The sequence below is a fragment of the Rhizobium sp. BK512 genome, assembly GCF_014194915.1.
Lineage (GTDB): Bacteria > Pseudomonadota > Alphaproteobacteria > Rhizobiales > Rhizobiaceae > Rhizobium.
In genome coordinates this window covers 42,169-60,159 of the sequence record NZ_JACIAS010000010.1, presented here as the reverse complement: position 1 = coordinate 60,159, position 17,991 = coordinate 42,169, and the positions used below count along the sequence as shown (strand labels likewise).

20 protein-coding genes are annotated in these 17,991 nt (G+C 60.1%); 11 read left to right on the top strand and 9 right to left on the bottom strand.

Features of this window, described 5'->3' with window-relative positions:
- Positions 1–90: 90 nt before the first annotated feature.
- On the top strand, positions 91–420 hold the full coding sequence (locus tag FHX06_RS29410; RefSeq protein ID WP_029868742.1) for a nuclear transport factor 2 family protein: 330 nt from the start codon (positions 91–93) through the stop codon (positions 418–420).
- On the top strand, positions 417–1,220 hold the full coding sequence (locus FHX06_RS29405; RefSeq protein WP_183881818.1) for an SDR family oxidoreductase: 804 nt from the start codon (positions 417–419) through the stop codon (positions 1,218–1,220). Before FHX06_RS29410 ends, FHX06_RS29405 begins: the two co-directional genes overlap by 4 nt.
- On the opposite strand, the gene FHX06_RS29400 is transcribed toward FHX06_RS29405, so the two are convergent.
- The 6 genes from FHX06_RS29400 to FHX06_RS29375 all read right to left on the bottom strand — a co-directional run bounded on the left by FHX06_RS29400 (position 1,172) and on the right by FHX06_RS29375 (position 5,097).
- Positions 1,172–2,221, bottom strand: coding sequence for an alpha/beta fold hydrolase (locus tag FHX06_RS29400; RefSeq protein WP_113145549.1), 1,050 nt, complete (start codon positions 2,219–2,221; stop codon positions 1,172–1,174). The genes FHX06_RS29405 and FHX06_RS29400 overlap by 49 nt on opposite strands.
- A gap of 78 nt (positions 2,222–2,299) precedes the next feature.
- On the bottom strand, positions 2,300–2,917 hold the full coding sequence (locus tag FHX06_RS29395; RefSeq protein WP_112544069.1) for a hypothetical protein: 618 nt from the start codon (positions 2,915–2,917) through the stop codon (positions 2,300–2,302).
- Positions 2,918–3,017: 100 nt separating this feature from the next.
- Positions 3,018–3,143: a type B 50S ribosomal protein L36 gene (gene ykgO / locus FHX06_RS29390; protein ID WP_007826467.1), complete on the bottom strand. Its 126-nt coding sequence runs from the start codon at positions 3,141–3,143 to the stop codon at positions 3,018–3,020.
- Between the two features lie 175 nt (positions 3,144–3,318).
- Positions 3,319–4,386 (bottom strand): 5-(carboxyamino)imidazole ribonucleotide synthase, encoded by a 1,068-nt coding sequence (locus FHX06_RS29385; protein ID WP_183881987.1) that lies wholly within the window; start codon positions 4,384–4,386, stop codon positions 3,319–3,321.
- Complete coding sequence (purE, locus tag FHX06_RS29380; RefSeq protein ID WP_029868737.1) at positions 4,383–4,877, bottom strand: 5-(carboxyamino)imidazole ribonucleotide mutase; 495 nt, start codon at positions 4,875–4,877, stop codon at positions 4,383–4,385. The genes FHX06_RS29385 and purE overlap by 4 nt, the downstream gene beginning before the upstream one ends.
- A gap of 16 nt (positions 4,878–4,893) precedes the next feature.
- The gene (locus FHX06_RS29375; RefSeq protein WP_029868736.1) at positions 4,894–5,097 is read right to left on the bottom strand and encodes a YdcH family protein; all 204 of its coding nucleotides are present in this window, start codon (positions 5,095–5,097) and stop codon (positions 4,894–4,896) included.
- Between the two features lie 230 nt (positions 5,098–5,327).
- Between FHX06_RS29375 and FHX06_RS29370 the strand changes: the two genes are divergently transcribed.
- On the top strand, positions 5,328–5,501 hold the full coding sequence (locus FHX06_RS29370; RefSeq protein ID WP_007826474.1) for a YdcH family protein: 174 nt from the start codon (positions 5,328–5,330) through the stop codon (positions 5,499–5,501).
- A 157-nt stretch (positions 5,502–5,658) separates the two neighbouring features.
- Here FHX06_RS29370 and FHX06_RS29365 read toward each other — a convergent pair whose 3' ends face one another.
- Positions 5,659–5,919 carry an ArsR/SmtB family transcription factor gene (locus FHX06_RS29365; protein ID WP_029868735.1) on the bottom strand — a complete coding sequence of 87 codons (261 nt, stop codon included), beginning with the start codon at positions 5,917–5,919 and terminating at the stop codon, positions 5,659–5,661.
- A gap of 65 nt (positions 5,920–5,984) precedes the next feature.
- Entirely contained in the window at positions 5,985–6,749 is a 765-nt protein-coding gene (locus FHX06_RS29360; RefSeq protein WP_183881816.1) for a sulfite exporter TauE/SafE family protein, read from the bottom strand.
- A 108-nt stretch (positions 6,750–6,857) separates the two neighbouring features.
- On the opposite strand from FHX06_RS29360, the gene FHX06_RS29355 reads away from it, so the two are divergent.
- Together FHX06_RS29355 and FHX06_RS29350 are read left to right on the top strand one after the other, a co-directional pair.
- Positions 6,858–7,511 (top strand): thiamine phosphate synthase, encoded by a 654-nt coding sequence (locus FHX06_RS29355; RefSeq protein WP_183881814.1) that lies wholly within the window; start codon positions 6,858–6,860, stop codon positions 7,509–7,511.
- A 10-nt stretch (positions 7,512–7,521) separates the two neighbouring features.
- Complete coding sequence (locus FHX06_RS29350) at positions 7,522–8,604, top strand: tetratricopeptide repeat protein (RefSeq protein ID WP_183881812.1); 1,083 nt, start codon at positions 7,522–7,524, stop codon at positions 8,602–8,604.
- 12 nt (positions 8,605–8,616) lie between these two features.
- On the opposite strand, the gene FHX06_RS29345 is transcribed toward FHX06_RS29350, so the two are convergent.
- Complete coding sequence (locus tag FHX06_RS29345; protein WP_183881810.1) at positions 8,617–10,362, bottom strand: chemotaxis protein; 1,746 nt, start codon at positions 10,360–10,362, stop codon at positions 8,617–8,619.
- A gap of 343 nt (positions 10,363–10,705) precedes the next feature.
- On the opposite strand from FHX06_RS29345, the gene FHX06_RS29340 reads away from it, so the two are divergent.
- The 6 genes from FHX06_RS29340 to FHX06_RS29315 all read left to right on the top strand — a co-directional run bounded on the left by FHX06_RS29340 (position 10,706) and on the right by FHX06_RS29315 (position 17,980).
- Positions 10,706–11,035: an STAS domain-containing protein gene (locus tag FHX06_RS29340; protein ID WP_113117311.1), complete on the top strand. Its 330-nt coding sequence runs from the start codon at positions 10,706–10,708 to the stop codon at positions 11,033–11,035.
- Positions 11,032–11,400 (top strand): response regulator, encoded by a 369-nt coding sequence (locus FHX06_RS29335; RefSeq protein ID WP_112544064.1) that lies wholly within the window; start codon positions 11,032–11,034, stop codon positions 11,398–11,400. The genes FHX06_RS29340 and FHX06_RS29335 overlap by 4 nt, the downstream gene beginning before the upstream one ends.
- Positions 11,397–13,442 carry a chemotaxis protein CheA gene (locus FHX06_RS29330; RefSeq protein WP_113145553.1) on the top strand — a complete coding sequence of 682 codons (2,046 nt, stop codon included), beginning with the start codon at positions 11,397–11,399 and terminating at the stop codon, positions 13,440–13,442. Before FHX06_RS29335 ends, FHX06_RS29330 begins: the two co-directional genes overlap by 4 nt.
- Entirely contained in the window at positions 13,439–13,945 is a 507-nt protein-coding gene (locus FHX06_RS29325) for a chemotaxis protein CheW (RefSeq protein ID WP_112544062.1), read from the top strand. Before FHX06_RS29330 ends, FHX06_RS29325 begins: the two co-directional genes overlap by 4 nt.
- 30 nt (positions 13,946–13,975) lie before the next feature.
- A complete protein-coding gene (locus FHX06_RS29320; RefSeq protein WP_183881808.1) occupies positions 13,976–15,691 on the top strand; it encodes a methyl-accepting chemotaxis protein in 1,716 nt (571 codons plus the stop codon).
- Between the two features lie 360 nt (positions 15,692–16,051).
- The gene (locus FHX06_RS29315; protein WP_183881806.1) at positions 16,052–17,980 is read left to right on the top strand and encodes a methyl-accepting chemotaxis protein; all 1,929 of its coding nucleotides are present in this window, start codon (positions 16,052–16,054) and stop codon (positions 17,978–17,980) included.
- The last annotated feature ends 11 nt before the right edge of the window (positions 17,981–17,991 follow it).

The following is a 17,991-nucleotide window of genomic DNA, read 5'->3' as shown; positions in this document are numbered from 1 at the left end:
CAGGTAAGTACCTGACTTTTTTGTAGGTTCTTGTCATCTGGAAAGCCTATGCCCATTCTTTTCGGGAAGCAACCGAAGAGGAGTTTGCGAATGAGCATAGAGCTTCCGAAGCCGCTGGCGGCCTATTACGCGGCGAAGAACCAGAAGGATATAGACGGCATGCTTGCCTGTTTTGCTGCCGATGCCGGCGTGCGCGACGAGGGCGAGGACAGGCGTGGTCGGGCTGAAATCCGCGAATGGATGGAGGAGACGACACGCAAATATGGCGTGACGGTCGACCCGAGGAAGATCTCCGGCGAAGCCGACAAGCCGGTCGTGGCTGCATTGGTGACCGGTAATTTTCCCGGCAGTCCGGTCACCTTGCGTTACCGCTTCACGCTTGCCGGCGGCGCCATTACCCATCTGGAGATCGATGCATGACGGCTGAAGCGGCTTTTCCGTTCGATCCGAACGAATTCAACGGCAAGCGTGTTCTTGTCACCGGCGGCACGAAGGGTATGGGCGAGGCGATTGTGCGTCGGCTTTCAGCAGCTGGCGCGAGGGTGGCGACGACTGCGCGCTCGCCCCTTCCGGAGGGCCAGGCGTCTGCGCTGTTCGTCCAGGCTGATATCAGCACGGCGGAGGGCGTCAACGCCGTCGCCTCGAGCGTGGCGGAGGCTTTCGGCGGCCTCGATATCCTCGTGAATAATGTCGGTGGTTCGTCTGCGCCGAGTGGCGGTTTTGCGGCTCTGACGGATGCGCACTGGCAGGCGGATATCAATGCCAATCTGTTCGCGCCGGTGCGGCTCGACAGGGCATTCCTGCCCGGCATGATCGAACGTGGCCACGGCGTCATCATCCATATTTCCTCGATCCAGAGACGGCTGCCGCTCTATGAAGCCACGCTTGCTTACGCTGCGGCCAAGGCCGGATTGTCGAATTACAGCAAGGGATTATCCAAGGAGGTCGGGTCGAAGGGCGTCCGGGTGAATGTCGTTGCGCCCGGCTTCATCGAAACTACGGCTGCCACCGCCCTGATCCAGCGCATTGCTGCAGAGGCCGGCACCGACGAGGACGGCGGCCGCAGGCTGTTGATGGATTCGCTTGGCGGCATACCGATCGGCCGGCCGGGCCGCCCGGAAGAGGTGGCTGAGCTCGTGGCTTTCCTCGCCTCGCCGCGTGCCGCCTCCATTCATGGTGCGGAATATACGATTGACGGTGGCACTGTTCCGACCGTCTGATCGACGGAAGAGCCGGCAAGCCGCTCCTCCGCCTTGCGGGCTATTGTCGCGAGGTCGCGGGGCTGGCCGGCAATCTTCTCCATGGCCGCAATGGCAACATCGGTCGCAAGATAGTCAGGCTTGTGGCCGACACCTCTGACGGTAACGAGTTCCGATCCGCTGATATCCCGCGCCAGGCCACGCGAATGCAGATGTTCCCAGACGATCTCGTCCTGGTCGCCGGTGATGATGACTGATGGCGCTGAGATCTCGGAATAGTGCGGCGCATTGGCCGTCAGATATTCGTGAAGCCGTTTGAAGTCGGTGGCGTTGTTGTAAAAGGCGCGCGGTCGCAACACCAGCGACGGTCCGGTTCTGGCGACGTAGTCAAGGGGCCGGGGATTGGGGCGGAAGACATTCAGCGTGCCGCGCTCCAGCCGCCGTAGGCCGAGGGGGACGACGACTGCATGATTGAAGAGCCAGCCGATAACGGGTGTTGTCGCGACATGGTAATACCAGTCGATGCCGCCGGGCCATGGATGGGAGGCAGGTGCCAGAAACAGCAGGCCGGCTGTCTTTTCGGGATGGCGCACGCCGAAGGCCGCAGCGATCGCGCCGCCGAAGGAATGGCCGACGATAACCGCCTTTTCAATCCCACGCTTTTCCATCAGTTTGGCAATGGCGTCGGCCTGGCCCGACGGCAGCGCGTTTTCCGGCCCGCCCCGCTCGGAGTAGCCGTGACCAGGTCGATCGACGAAGAGCATCTCGGCGCGGCCCTCCAGTGGTTCGCGAAAAGCGCCGATCTGGTCGAGTAGATTACCGCTTGCACCGTGAATGAAGACCAGGGGCGGAAGATCGGCGGCATCCGGGCGCGGAACATGCACTGCGTTCATGCGATAGCCGCCAATATCGGTCAGTTCTCCGATATTGGGATAGGCATGCTCGAATTGACGGGCCTTGTAGGAGGAATAGCCGATGGCGGCGGCGATGGGAGCGAGGAGGGCGGAGACTTCGGCAAGCATAGCTTCAACTGCACAGTGACGATATCATCAAGCTAAGATTGTGCGTCTTCTTACGCGGTCAAGCCCATGCCGGATCTGTCACGTGCGGTTGCCGGCAAGCTTTTCCGAGAGCGTATTGACCTGCTCCTGTGCGGCACGATCCGCAGGATAGACGTCCAGAACTCGCTCCCAGGCCTTGAGTGTAATCTCGTCATTGCCTGTGGTGGCGAGGATGGCCGCCATGCCTGAGAGGGCGCCGAAATGACGGGGCTCGAGCTTCAGCACCTGTTCGATGTCGGCCATCGACTTGCGATAGTTGCCGAGCACGAAGTTCAGCGTTGCACGACGGTTCCAGCTTTCGGCATAGGTCGGTTTAAGCGCGATGGCTTCATCGAGAAAATCGAGCGCTGCGGGATTACGCTTGTCTTCGATCGCCTTGTCGGCCCATTGCATCAGGAGATTGATCGTCGCGCTGTTGGAATCGTTCCATTCCATGCGGATCTGATTGGCGATGCTGCTTGCCTTTTCGGGATCGCGCTCGCGTTTCAATTGACCATAGAGTTGGTCGAGACGCTGCTTCGGCGACGAATCGGCATTATCAGGCTGTTCGACAATAACATCCTTCTGCTGTGCGACAGCAGGAAGGGCAGGAGCAAACAGGATGAGGGCAAGCGGCAGCGCCGCTGAGGTCATAGCAAAAAAGCGCATGGCGGACATATTAGCCCGCCACTGCTGAAGATCAAACAAATTTGACGTGATCACCGAAGCGACCCACCGATATGCGCGCCCGTGGGCACGCGACCGGATACGCGTACAATCAGCCCTGACGAGCCTTGTAGCGCGGGTTCTGCTTGTTGATGATGTAGATGCGGCCCTTACGGCGAACGAGACGGTTGTCACGATGACGCGCCTTGAGCGACTTGAGCGAATTCTTGATCTTCATTTTTCTGATCCGCGATGTTTCTGGGGGAATTCACATTCGCCCGTGTCTTTTAACAATCAAAAGCGCGCCGGCTGGGCGCGCTCTTTAGGTGGGGGAGCAGATAACCCGACCTCTGCCCTGTGTCAACCACGTGAAGGCTTTTTTCCGTGGGTTTCAGGCGGTGGGGGGCACCAGTTCAGGAGGCTTTACCCGTCAGCGTCGTCACATGACCCATCTTCCGGCCAGGCCGCGACTCTGTCTTGCCGTAGAGATGTACGAGCGTACCGTCGCGTTTCAACCAGTCCGGAACAGCAAGGATATCGTCGCCTATCAGATTTTGCATCACGCAATTGGAGTGGCGGCGCGGGTTGCCGAGAGGCAAGCCGGCCACGGCACGGATATGTTGCTCGAATTGCGAGACGACGCAGGCCGCTTCCGTCCAATGGCCGGAATTGTGGACGCGCGGTGCCATCTCGTTGGCGACGAGGCTGCCATCGGCAAGCACGAAGAACTCGATGCCGATGACGCCGACATACTCGAGCGCGCCCAGAATTTGTTCGGCCGCCTTGCGCGCCGCCTCGGCGGTGGTGGCGGAGATTGTCGCCGGAATTGTCGAAGTATGCAGGATGCCGTTGCGGTGGACGTTTTCGGCCGGGTCGAAGCAGAGCACGGTACCATCGGTAGCGCGCGCTGCGATGATCGAGACCTCGCGTTCGAAGGCGATGAAGCTTTCGAGGATGAGCGGCACAGAGCCAAGCTCCGCATAGGCGCCGTCAGGATTGTCGGCTGGCGAGCGGAACACCTTCTGGCCCTTGCCGTCATAGCCCAGGCGCCGGGTCTTCAATACGCCCTGGCCACCGAAATCCTTCAGTGCCTGCTCGAGATCGGGCTGGCTGTCGATGGCGTGGAAACGGGCTGTCGGAATGTTGCAGCCGTTGATGAAGCGCTTTTCGACCAGCCGGTCCTGAGCAGCTTCCAGCGCCTTCGGGGGCGGGTAGACCGGCACGCTCTTTGCCAGCGTTTCGGCAGCGGCGACGGGCACGTTCTCGAATTCGTAGGTGACGACGTCGCAGAGCCCCGCCAGTTCGGCGAGCGCTGAAGGGTCGTCATAGGCGGCGGTGATCTGGCTGTTGGCGAGCTGCGCGGCGGGGCTATCGGCTTGCGGTTCCAGTATAACAGTGCGGAAATTCAGCCGTGCTGCGGCCATGGCAAGCATGCGGCCGAGCTGGCCGCCGCCGATGATGCCTATCGTCCTTACCATCAGAGATCGTCCATAGGATATTCGGCGACGGAAGCGCTCTGGCGCTCGCGCCATTCGTCGAGGCGCTCGGCGATCTCGTCGTCGGAAAGGGCGAGCACGGCAGCGGCAAGAAGGGCCGCATTGATCGCACCGGCCTTGCCGATGGCAAGCGTGCCGACGGGGATGCCGCCCGGCATCTGGACGATGGACAACAGGCTGTCCTGGCCGGACATGGTCTTGGACTGCACAGGCACACCGAAAACCGGCAGCGGCGTCATGGCCGCCGTCATGCCCGGAAGGTGAGCCGCGCCGCCAGCGCCCGCGATGATGATCTTGAAGCCCTCGGCGCGCGCGCCCTTGGCGAATGTCACGAGCCGGTCAGGTGTACGATGAGCCGAGATGATGCGTGCATCATACTCGATTTCCAGCGCCTCCAGCGTATCGGCAGCATTCTTCATGGTCTCCCAGTCGGACTGGCTGCCCATGATGATGGCGACTGGCGGTCTGTCTGTTATCGTCACAATCGTTCCTTCAGGCGATGATGTCAGGGATGATCTGGTCTTCCAGCTTGGAGAGCTTGTCCTTGATGACCAGCTTCTTCTTTTTCATACGCTGGATGCGGAGGGCGTCGCAGCCCGTCTCAATCATGGCGTTGATCGCGGCGTCGTAATCCTCGTGCTCCTGACGCAGACGCGCCGCCATGAGCCTGATTTCCGCCTGTTCCTGATCGGCCATTTGCATTCCCCATAATCGTCTTCGGACCTTGTCCGGTCTGCCGATAATTTCCGCAAGCTCCTATCACCAAATAGAGGTAACGGGAAGTTAGTGTTGATCATGAATTTGCCGCTTAGTCTTCATCTTTTGGCCTTCGACAAGCCTTCAAAAATGTGTCACAGTCCGCTGGTTGACACCTTGGATCCCTGGCAATGGATGGCTGGGGAAGGGTAAGAGGAAGGAAGGGTCAAATGACTGTTCAAGCTCATCTTGAATCGCTCCAGAAAAAGCATGTCGCTCTCGAGGAGGAGTTGCATGCCCTGAGAACATCTCCCTCTATTTCCGATACTGAACTTGCCGAATGCAAGCGCCGTAAGCTGCGCATCAAGGACGAGATCGAGCGTCTCAAGTCATCCGTCCATTGATCTTTCCAGGCTATCGCCGGACGTTAGTCTTGTGAAAGAAAAGGTGAAATTCCCAAATTTTCTCGACTATCAAGCAAGACCCGGTGAATAACCGAAATCGAGCGCCAGTCCCTTGCATGCGGCATCGGGCTGGCGTTTTTGCGAGAAGAGGGTGCCTTCAGGCCCAGAACTGATCCAGCCAGAGATTGAGCTTGTCGAAACCACGGTTGTTGACCGTGTAGATGCGCCTCGTTCCTTCCGAGGTCACGGAAACAAGGTTGCTTTCGAGCAATGCCTTCAGGTGCTGCGACACGGCGGGACGGCTGATCGGCAGACCCTCGGCAAGCTCATTGACCGTCTTTGGAGCGCGCCGCAATTCCTCCAGCAAGAACCGCCGGTTCGGATCGGCAATCGCAGAGAAGGGGTCCGTGTTCGACATGTCAAAAAGCTACGTCAAACGGGCCTTTCCAGCAAGGAAATTGTGCATCGCAACGGAATGCAACCCTATCCAAGCACGCCTTCACGCAAGATCAGGAAGGCAGCGATCAGCGCCATAGCATACATAAAAGGGTAGAATATCTGCGGCTTCATGCGACGTACACACCATGCACCGGCCATTGTCGCCAGCGGAGCGAAGGGCACAAGCGTGGCTGAGGTCAGAAGATTGCGGGTGTCGAGTTGGCCGAGCGCGAAATAAGGAACAAGCTTTATGGCGTTCAGAATGGCGAAGAAGCGTACGCTGGTGCCGGTGAATTCGCGTGGCGGCAGCTTGAGCGGCAGCGCGTAAATCTGGAATGGCGCGCCGCCGGCATGGGCGACGAAGCTGCCATAGCCGGAAAACGTGCCCCAGAGGCTTGCCAGTACCGGGCGTTGGGGACGCGGTGGGACGACTATCCCCTTGCCGGGGCCGAAATTATTCCAGAAGTAACGCAGGCAGAAGGCCACCGTGACGGCACCGATGAGAACGCGCAATACGCTGCCTGGCACGAGAGCGGAGGTCGCCCAGCCGAAGGTGATGCCGAGAATAGCGCCGGGCAGCATGATCTTCAGCGTCGTCCAGTCGCCATGCTGGCGCCAGATCGCCAGCGAGATCATGTCCATGAAGACGAGGATGGGAAGGAGGATCGCGGCGGCTTCCACGGGAGCGACGACGAGGGCGAGAAAGGGAAGGCCGATCAGCGACAAAGCGTCGCCCATCCCGCCTTTGGCAAGCCCGACGAGAATGACAGCCGGGATTGCGGCGTAGTAGAATGACAGATCTTGCGGCATGCTTTTGAAGTTCCTCCCCTTGCAAGCCCCCTCTATCGGAATTACTCACTCAAAACGAGTGCGGATCCGCCATAGAGCGGGAAAAACCGCCGCAGATGGAAAGACTTCATGACCGAACCGGAAAACCGCTGCCGCCTTGTTCTCGTTCTGCCCGATATCGCCGATGCCGATGAGCGGGCGAAGATCGTCGCCGATGCGCTGAAAGGCGGTGATGTCGCGTCCGTTATCCTGCCGCAATACGGTCTTGACGACGGCGCCTTCCAGAAGCATGCGGAAAAGCTCGTTCCCATTATTCAGGGTGCGGGTGCCGCGGCGCTGATTGCCGGCGACAGCCGCGTCGTCGGTCGCGCGAAGGCCGATGGCCTGCACATCACCGGACCGGCAAGCGAGATTGCCGACGCAATCGATCGCTATGCGGACAAGCTGATCGTCGGCGGCGGCAATGCCGCCGACCGGCATACGGCGCTGGAAGTCGGCGAGGAGCGGCCGGATTACATCTTCTTCGGCAAGCTCGACGGCGACATCAAGCCGGAGGCGCATCCGAAGAACCTGGCGCTTGCCGAGTGGTGGGCGTCGATGATCGAAATCCCGTGCATCGTCATGGGCGGCACTGATCCGGCCTCCGCCCTTGCCGTTGCGCAGAGCGGGGCAGAGTTCGTGGCGATGCGCATGGGTGTATTTGCCGAGCCGGCTCAGGCGCCCTCGATCGTGGCTCAGATCAATGCCCTGCTTGACGAAAAAGCGCCACGGTTTGAGGATTGATATCGCGCTTATGCCGATCCCCGCCCGCTTTTCGAGATGCGCTCTCTTTTGTATAGCCGCCTTATTGGCGGCTCGGACGGAGTTTGCGCAGGCACAGGCGAATGAAACCGTTACCGAGCGCTCGCCAACGCCAAGCCAGACATTCCGTACCGACCGACCGCAGCCCCCGCAGGGTATTGAGCCGTCTGACGGCGTCGGGGTTTTCGATCGCATGGGTGCGAAGCTGCCCGATCTGCCACCTGAAAAGCCATATACGGGTGCGATCGACGAGGCGTTCGGCGCCTATCAGCGTGGCTACTATCTGACCGCCATGGACAGGGCGCTGCCACGGGCACAGCTCGGCGATCCGGCGGCCCAGACGCTGATCGCCGAAATCCTGTCGCAGGGCCTCGGTGTCAAGCGGGACATGAAGAACGCTGCCTTCTGGTATGGCAAGGCGGCAGAGGGCGGCGATCCGACCGCCATGTTCAAATATGCGTTGCTCCTGATGGAGGGCAACAATGTCACGCGCGACAAGGCGAAGGCCGACGAATATATGCGCAAGGCGGCCGATGGCGGAAATTCGTCAGCCGAATTCAACTGGGGCCAAACGCTCGTAGCCGACAATCCCGGGGACAAGGGATTGAAGCTTGCCCTGCCTTATTATGAAAAGGCAGCAGAGCAGGGCATCGCAGACGCGCAATATGCGGTAGCGCAGATCTATCAGCAGGTGCCCGACCTGCCCGAAGACAAGAAGCAACTGGCACGCGAATGGATGGCGCGCGCGGCGCGGGCGGGCTTCGATACGGCTCAGCTCGACATGGGTATCTGGCTGATCAACGGCGTCGGTGGGCCGAAGGATTACGTGCGCGGCTTCGAATGGATGAAGCTTGCGGCCAACCGGGGCAATGTCGCTGCGCAGAACAAGCTCGCTCATCTTTACGTCAATGCAATCGGCACGGCGCCCGATCCGGTCGAGGCGGCCAAGTGGTACGTCCTGTCACGGCGTGCAGGACTGAGCGATCCCTCGCTTGAGGATTTCTATCTCGGCATCGAAGACGACCAGCAGAAGGCGGCGATCGAAGCGGCGAACAAGTTCCGCCGCATCAATTGAGCTGCAGCCTTTCTAAAAGAGAGCGTCCTCGAACAAGTCCTCGTCGCTCTGGGCTTTGGCGGGCTCGGCAGGCGCCATTGTTGTTGTTTCCTCGTTGGCGGGAATGATGTTGCGATGGACATTGCGTTCCTGCACCATCGTGTAGAGCTTGAAGATCTTGCGGTCGAGCGGGCCAATTGCTTCGGCAATGTCGGAAATATCGGCGATCTGGTCGCCGGCCACGGTTTCCAGCACGTCGGCGCAGCGGGCAAGCACGTCACCGAGATCATGCTGGAAATCGAGTTTGCCGATCAGCAGGTTGATCTTGGTCGCGACCTCGCGGCCATGTTCGGCAAGGACTTTGAGTTCGTCTTCCATCAGGTTGGCCGCGGAGCGGATCGTGCCGACGGCCGACGTGAGGCTTTCGGCAAGGCCGCCGTTCCTGGAGCCGGCGGCGGGGGCAACGCGCCCTGCCGAGGCTTCGAGCGCAGGCAGGCCATTGACGATGGCATCGGCTGAATCATCCAGCTTGCCGGCAAAGATGCGCAATTCGGCGGTGACGACGTTGATCGACTTGCCCTCTTCGCCGAGACGGCTGCAGCGCAGGTTGGTATTGAGCGCCATGTAATGGATATCGGTCTTGACCGCGCGGATCGCCTCGATGGACTGCAGAAGCGTTGCGGCGGTGCCGATCGTCGACTGGCTGACCTGGTCGGCTTGACGGCTTGCCACATCGACCTGCTTGACGATCTCGTGAGCGGCGGAGACGCTCGATTCCAGCGCGCGCATGAAGTTCCCACCGCTGCCGTCGCTCTGACCGCTCATCTGGTCGCGCAATCTCAGAATTTCCTGCGTATCCTGGCTGAAGCTTGCGATGGTCTTTACGACATTACGGGAATCCCGCTGGAAGTCGGTGCACATCTCAGCCATCTGCGCGGCTGTCAGGTGATGAATGACGTTCTGCAGGCGCTTGCGTCCATCGGCATCGAGCTTAGCGCCGTCTTCGCTTGCGAGGAAATCCTCCAGCAGCGAGAAGGTGCTCTGCACATGTTCGATGCGCTGGCGAGTGATATCGCCGATCTGCAGCGCCGAAAGAGTGGAGGCGACCTTCCCCTGCACGCCACGGGCGATTGCGCCTACATCGCGGGCGATGGTGCCGAGGCTCTGGCGGTGGTCGGCAATCTTCTTTGCGTCATCCTTCAGCGCCCTGGCGACTGCCGGAACGGTGTCGGCGTAGCTCTTGGAAAGATTGTTGCCGAAGGAGAGGGCGAGCTTGACCTCCTTCTGGAGGCTGTCGAGATGGGTGGCGAAGCGGTTGACTTCGTCAGTTCCCGAATAGATGCGCTCAAGGATTTCCTGAGCGAAGCCTGCAAATTCGGCAAGGCCCGCACCCGTTATCTTTACCGTCACTGCGAAGGTGCGCAGGTAGCGCATCGTCTCCTGCATATCAGCGACATGCCGGTGCAGTTCCGAGCCGGTCTGGGCAAGTGCCGTCAGAGCCTGCTGGCGTTTTTCCTCAGAGCCCGGAAGCTCGATCAGGTTCTGGACGGTCGCATTGAGATCGGCGCTGGTGTCACTCGCCTCATTGTTGTCCAGCGCCTTGGTGATCTGGTCCAGTGACGTCAACAGACGATTGAGGACATCCATCACTGAAAGCAGGACTGTACCACCTTCGAGGAAGCGTTCCTCCACCTGGGCGCGGGCCGACTCTAGGGTCTGGCTGATATCCGAACCTGGTGCCAAAAATGCAGTCTGTGCCGATGCCGTCGCGTTTGTCACATTTGTACCTTTACTTATGAACACAGGCAATTTGACTCTATTTTTACGGGCAGGATGGAAACGGCAGGTAAACGCCGCAGACTCGTAAACGTTGTGATTAACAACCCATAAAACTATTCGGCAAGATTTTATAAGCTTCCTATAAAGTGTTGTCTATCATATTGTTTTTTCATGGTATTTTATAATATGAGAAAGCTTCAGTATAAATTATCCCGGATAAGAATTCAGGGAGTCGGGACTCGCGCCAATTGCACTTTCCTACAACCGCTGTTTACGCGCTGTTAAGCCTGTCATGAGAGTCCTTTTATGGTCGTTAAGTATTTCTCCGACCATGGAGGCTGCATTGGATACTCAGGCAAAATATTTCGAATCTATATCCCTTCCGGAAACTCTGAGCATTCGTAATGCTTCGGAAGTATATGCGAAGATTATTGATCGGTTTCGCGACAATAATAGTATTGCCGTAAGTCTTCCCGAAAACGCGGAGGCGGATCTGAGTTTTCTTCAGCTCATCGAATCCGCCCGTCGTCAGGCCAAGGCCGAAGGAAAGACTTTTACCCTTTCAGCTCCGGCCAGCGGTTCGCTTCTCAAGGTTCTTGAACGCGCCGGATTTATGGAAGTCTTCGATCAAGAAGACCAGAAGTTCTGGTTGCATAAAGAGGTGACATTATGAGCGCAAACATCCTGACCGTCGACGATTCCGCCAGCATCCGGCTGACCACCAAGGTCACGCTGACCAATGCAGGTTACACCGTCACCGAAGCCGTCAATGGCGCCGAGGGTCTGGCAACCGCCAAGAGCGGCAATTTCGACCTGATCGTCACCGACCTCAACATGCCCGTCATGGATGGGCTGACGATGATCGAGGAACTGCGCAAGCTGCCCGCCCAGGCCGGCGTGCCGATCATCTTCCTGACGACGGAATCCGACGCGGACCTCAAGGCCCGTGCCAAGGCCGCCGGTGCCACCGGCTGGCTCACCAAGCCGTTCGATCCGGAAAATCTCGTTAAGATCGTGAAGAAGGTTCTCGGCAGATGAGCTCGCTTGATCCAGTCGCAGTCTTCCGAACCGAAGCGGCCGAATGCCTCGAGGCGATCGAAGCCGGCCTTCTCGACCTTAATCACGACCTCGAAAACAGGGATCTCGTCGACGCTGTCTTCCGCGGCCTTCATACGTTGAAGGGTTCGGGTGCCATGTTTGGCTTCGAGGCGCTTGCGGCTTTCACGCATCATTGCGAAACGGCCTTCGACCGTGTTCGCAAGGGCGAGGTGCCGGCAACCGCCGAGCTCGTCGCCGCCGTTCTTGCCGCGCAGGATCACATGCGCGCCCTTGTCGAGCAACCCGATGCCGATCATGGTGATACCGGCCACAAGCTGCTTGCCCAGCTCCAGGCAGCGGTCGGCGGCAAGTCGGAGGCCAAAGAGGCCACAGCGCCTGTGGCTGCAGCACCTGTCGTCGCCGGTCCCGTCAAGAAGAAAACGACGTGGCGCATCCGTTTCAGCCTTCCGGCGAATTCCATGGCCAACGGCACCAACCCGCTCGGCCTTCTGGATGAATTGCGCGATCTCGGCGAATGTACCGTCCGCGCAAACAGATCGGGAATTCCGCTACTCAACGATCTGGTCCCGACAGAACTTCACGTTTCCTGGGACGTCGTTCTGACGAGTGAACAGGACCGTTCCGCCATCGACGACGTCTTTATCTTCGTCATGGATGACATGGAGCTCGATGTTCAGGAAATCGCCGGTCCGCAGGCCGCAACGATCGAAGCAAAGAAAGACGTAACTCCTGCCGCAGCAGCTGTCGCTCCAGTGCCCGCCGCTGCTCCGGAATTCCGCCCCGTCGAGGCGGTTCCGGTGAAGCGCGAGGCGGCAGCTCCTGTTCAGGCGGCAGCCCAGGCGAAAGCGCAGGAAAACGTCCGCGTTCCGGCCGAACGCCTGGACGAACTGATGGACCGCGTCGGCGAGCTCGTCATTGCCCAGTCGCGCCTTAGTCAGCTGGCAAGCTCCAGCTCGGATATAGCGCTACGCTCGGTTTCGGAAGAAATCGAACGTCTCTCCGGCGAGCTGCGCGACACGATGATGGTGTTGCGCATGGTGCCGGTCGGGACGCTCTTCTCGCGCTTCCGCCGTCTCGTCCACGATCTCGCCCGCGAAACCGGCAAGGTGATCGAGCTCGTTACCGAAGGTGAGACCACCGAAGTCGACAAGACCGTCATCGAGCGTCTGGCCGATCCGCTGGTCCACCTCGTCCGCAATTCGATAGACCACGGTCTCGAGCCGCCGGCCGAGCGCCTTGGCGCCGGCAAGACCGAAGCCGGCACGGTGACGCTTGCTGCCCACCAGTCCGGCGGCGAGGTCATCATCTCCATCAAGGATGACGGCCGTGGCATCAACCGTGACCGCGTTCGCGCCAAAGCGGAATCCTCCGGCCTCATCGCGCCCGGCCAGCCGCTTTCCGATCAGGAGCTGCTGCAGCTCATCTTCGCTCCCGGCTTCTCGACCGCAGCGGCGATCACCAATCTGTCCGGTCGCGGTGTCGGCATGGACGTCGTCAAGAAGACGGTCGAGGCGCTGCGCGGCACGATCGACATCGTCAGCCTGCCCGGGCAAGGCTCGGAAGTCTCTCTCCGCATTCCGCTGACGCTCGCCATCATCGACGGTCTTCTGGTGCGAGTGGGTTCCGGCCGCTACGTCATCCCGCTCTCGGCGGTCGAGGAATGCCTCGAACTGTCGCTGGAAGAAGATCTGCGCTCGCGCGGCCGCTCCTTCATCTCGCTGCGCGACAGCCTGGTTCCGTTCCTCAGGCTTCGCGATCTCTTCCGCACAGGCACCAAGCCGGACGTCCACCAGAAAGTGGTCGTCATCTCGACGGGCACCGAACGTGTCGGTCTGGTGGTCGACCAGATCATCGGCGACCACCAGACGGTCATCAAGTCGATGTCGAAACTGCACAACGACGTGGCGACCTTCTCCGGCGCCACCATTCTCGGCGACGGCAGCGTCGCTCTCATTCTTGACGTCGGGCATCTCGTTGCCGCGGGTCAGCAACAGGAGGCGCAATTGCGCGTGGCAGGATGAGCACAGCAACAGCCGAAAAATTCGACAAGCACTGGAACTACGCTGAAGAAGTCGAGGTTCTGACCTTCGATCTCAATGGCGAAACCTTCGCTCTGGAAGCAGTCATCGTACAGGAAATCCTGGATCTGCTTCCCGAGACCGCAGTACCGGGCGCCCAGCCTTTCGTTGCCAGCGTCATCAACTTTCGCGGCAAGGTGATTCCGCTTGCCGATCTTCGCCTCGCCTTCGGGATGGAGGCTTCGGAAGCGACAATAGACAGCCGCATCATCGTCATCGAAGTCGATCTGCAGGGGGAGCAGACACTCGTCGGTATCCGCACAGACAAGGTGAACGAGGTGACGACGCTGACGAAAAACGCCAGCGAGCCGCCGCCGAGCGTGGGTATGCGCTGGCGCGCGGATTACATCAACTGCCTGGTCAAGAGGGGTGGTGAGTTCATCATCCTCCCGAATTTGCAGGCGATTTTCTCATCGAGGCATGAGACGGCGGGGGCCGTCAACTAGCCGGGGGCCAATCACTGAGGGGTTAAGACGATGCGATTGACGATCAAGACAAAGCTGGTGACAGCGTTCACCTTTATCATTTTCATGCTGATAGGCACGGCCGCCTACGGCATCTTCAGCCTGGGCTCGCTGAACGATACGATCGGCAACCTTCTTGCCGGTCCTGCTGCGCGCCTCGACCTGGCGCAACAGATCAACATCGCCCAGCTCGAAGCCATCCGCCAGCAGAAGAACCTTCTGACTGCACGCAACGCCGATGACGCTTCCGGCGCCATCGAAAAGGGCGCCAAGGCCCGCAAGGACTTCGCCGATGCATTCGCTGCCGTGACGAAACTCGCCACCGAGGAAGGCAAGGCGCGTTGGGAGCGCGTTGCCCAACTCTCCGCGACATTCAATCAGGCCGACGACCAGATCCGAGATTTCATCAAGGCCGGCAATATGGACGGCGCCAACAATATCTCGGTCACGACGGCTCGCCAGGCGGCCAACGATATAGACGCCACGCTCGACGAAATTCTGGCGCTCGAAAAACAGCGCATGCAGGATGCAGACGACAGCGCCGAGCAGCAGTACGGCACGACACGCACGATGATGATCGCGGTTGCCGCCGCAGCGTTGCTGATCGCTGTCCTCACGGCGTTCTGGATCGCAAATACCATCAGCAAGGGTCTCAACCGCGCCAACACTGTTGTCCGTGAAGTTGCCGAAGGCGACCTGACCAAGATGGCCGAAATCACCACGCATGACGAGATCGGCGAACTGCTCGGCAACGTCAACGTCATGATCGAACGCCTTCGCGGTGTCGTCGCCGATGCACTGTCTGCCGCCGACAATGTCTCTTCGGGCAGCCAGGAACTGTCGGCCAGCTCCGAGCAGGTCTCGCAGGGTGCTACCGAACAGGCGGCATCGGCTGAAGAGGCCTCCGCTTCGATGGAGCAGATGGCTGCGAACATCAAGCAGAATGCCGATAATGCCGCGCAGACCGAAAAGATCGCCCGCCAATCCGCCAAGGACGCGGAAGCTTCCGGCGACGCCGTCAACCGCGCCGTCGATGCGATGCGCACGATCGCCGAGAAGATCGGCATCGTTCAGGAAATCGCCCGCCAGACCGACCTGCTCGCTCTAAACGCTGCGGTCGAAGCCGCGCGTGCCGGCGAACATGGCAAGGGCTTTGCGGTCGTCGCTTCGGAAGTGCGCAAGCTTGCCGAACGCAGCCAGTCGGCCGCCGCGGAGATTTCCTCCATGTCAAGCGACACGGTCAAGGCTGCCCGCGACGCCGGCGAAATGCTCGGCCGCCTGGTTCCGGACATCCGCAAGACCGCGGAGTTGGTCTCCGAAATCAGCGCTGCCTGCCGCGAACAGGATATCGGTGCCTCACAGATCAACGAGGCGATCCAGCAGCTCGACAAGGTGACCCAGCAGAATGCCGGCGCCTCCGAAGAAATGTCGGCAACCTCCGAAGAGCTTGCTGCTCAGGCCGAGGAACTGCAGGCTTCGATCGCCTTCTTCAAGGTCGACACGGCAGGCGCGACCCGCGCTGGCGTACGGAAGACCGCCACAAAGACTTCTGCAAAGGTGGTGAAGGCTCCGGCCGCCGCCACCCCACGCAAGCCGGCTCCGGCGACGCATAGCCATAATCACGGCAATACCGTTGCGTCCCAGCAGGCGCGTGCCAAGGGCTTTGCCCTGGATATGTCGATGGGTGGTCCGGACGCCGGTGACGACGATTTCCGCGAAAGCGCTTAAGCGCTTCGCCGATACGAGCATCGCCGCGGACTTCTTGCCCGCGGCTTCTTGAAAGACCCGACGTGTGTATGCGTCGGTATCGATCGGCAGATGTCCGCCTGCCAGGTTATACAGGCAGGCGGAGCATCGGATTTCCCTTCCACAAGATGGGACCTTCCGCAGTCAGACGCGCTGCGGTTTTGCAAGCCGATCGTAATTTCCGGCAGGGTCCGTGACGACGGGCACGCGGAATGAGCGGCAATGATCTCCTGCAACCGAATGTTCTGCATGCATGCCGTCATAAGCGGCAGAATGACGATCCATGCCCGGACGTCGCGCAATGCCCCCAGCTCTGTCGATCTACTTCAAGGAAGTATTCAAATGCGCTTCACGATCAAGGCAAAGTTAGCCATCGCCTTCGGGCTTCTCATTGCCGTCACCCTCTGCTGCGCAGGCTTCGGCATGCGTGGCGTCAGCCTCGTCGCTTCCATGCAAGATGAACTGCTGACCGGTCCGGTTCGCCAGGACGGCTATGCATCCAACCTTGCGAGAGCCTTCGATTCGCTCAATCTCGCGGAAAGCGACCTTCTGCTTGCGACGACGCCCCAGAGAACGCAGCAGGCAGTTTCGGAGATGGAAGCGCAGCGCAAGGCATTCGAACAGGCTCTTAAGGAAGGTCAGGAAAGCGCTGCCGACGGCTTCAAGGAAAAGTGGGAAGCGATTAGCGCCTTCTGGTTGGACTACACGAAGCTCAACGATAACATCCGTGAGCTGGCGCTCAATGGCCAGCGCGACCGCGCAATCGAGGTAAACCAGACGGACGGCGATGTCGCTTCGGAAAAGCTTGACGCGCTGACGGAATCCCTGGCTGGCCTGACGCGCGCCTCGATCAGCGAAGGTGACGAAAGCGCCGACGCAGCATTCCGCAGCACCTTTACGACGCTGATGATCATTGCCGGCGTCGGCGTGGTGCTCTCGATCGTTGCGGCTCTCTGGATCGCGATCAACATCATCACCGGTCTTTCCAAAGTGCGCAGCGCGGCCAATGCGGTTGCCATCGGCGACCTTAACCAGACGATCAACGTGCGCACCAATGATGAGATCAAGGATCTCGTCACGACGATGAATGTGATGACAGCCAATCTGCGCTCCACGGCCGACGTGGCGAATGCCATCGCTGCTGGCGATCTTTCGATCGATGCGAAGCGGCTTTCCGACAAGGACGCGCTCGGTATCGCGATGGAAGATATGATCGCCAATCTGCGTGCAACCGCGCACATCGCCGGTCAGATTTCGAACGGCGACCTGACGGTTTCCCCGAAGCCGCTTTCCGACAAGGATGTTCTGGGCGTTGCGCTCGAACAGATGGTCGAACGTCTGCGCGGTGTCGTCGCCGATGCTATCGCCGCGGCCGAAAACGTCTCGTCGGGCAGCCAGGAACTATCATCCAGTTCCGAACAGGTCTCGCAGGGTGCGACCGAACAGGCAGCTTCCGCTGAAGAGGCTTCCGCCTCGATGGAAGAGATGGCAGCCAATATCAAACAGAACGCCGATAACGCGGCCCAGACGGAGAAGATTGCTCGCCAGTCCGCCAAGGATGCCGAGACTTCTGGCGATGCCGTCAACCGCGCTGTTGCGGCCATGCGCACGATTGCCGAGAAAATCGGTATCGTCCAGGAAATTGCCCGTCAAACCGACCTGCTTGCTCTAAACGCCGCCGTCGAGGCTGCTCGCGCCGGCGAACATGGCAAGGGTTTTGCGGTCGTCGCCTCGGAAGTGCGCAAGCTCGCGGAGCGCAGCCAGTCGGCTGCCGCTGAGATTTCCTCCATGTCCAGCGACACGGTGAAGGCCGCTCAGGAAGCCGGCGACATGCTCGGCCGCCTGGTTCCGGACATCCGCAAGACGGCCGAACTGGTCTCCGAGATCAGTGCAGCCTGCCGCGAGCAGGATATCGGCGCGGGGCAGATCAACGAAGCAATCCAGCAGCTCGACAAGGTAACCCAGCAGAATGCCGGTGCCTCCGAAGAGATGTCGGCAACGTCCGAAGAACTGGCGACCCAGGCTGAGGAACTGCAGGCCTCGATCGCCTTCTTCAAGGTCGACATGGCCGGCAACCGTCTATCGCACGCTCCTGCTGCCAAGGTCACGGTTCGCACGCCGGCTCCGGCTGCAGCCCGCAAGCCGGTCGCCAAGAAGGCCGCGCCCGCCAACACGGTTTCTGCCCAGCAGGCACGCGCCAAGGGCTTTGCCCTGGACATGTCGATGGGCGGTCCCGACGAGGGGGATGCAGAGTTCAGGGAAAGTGCCTGAGCGCTTTGCCA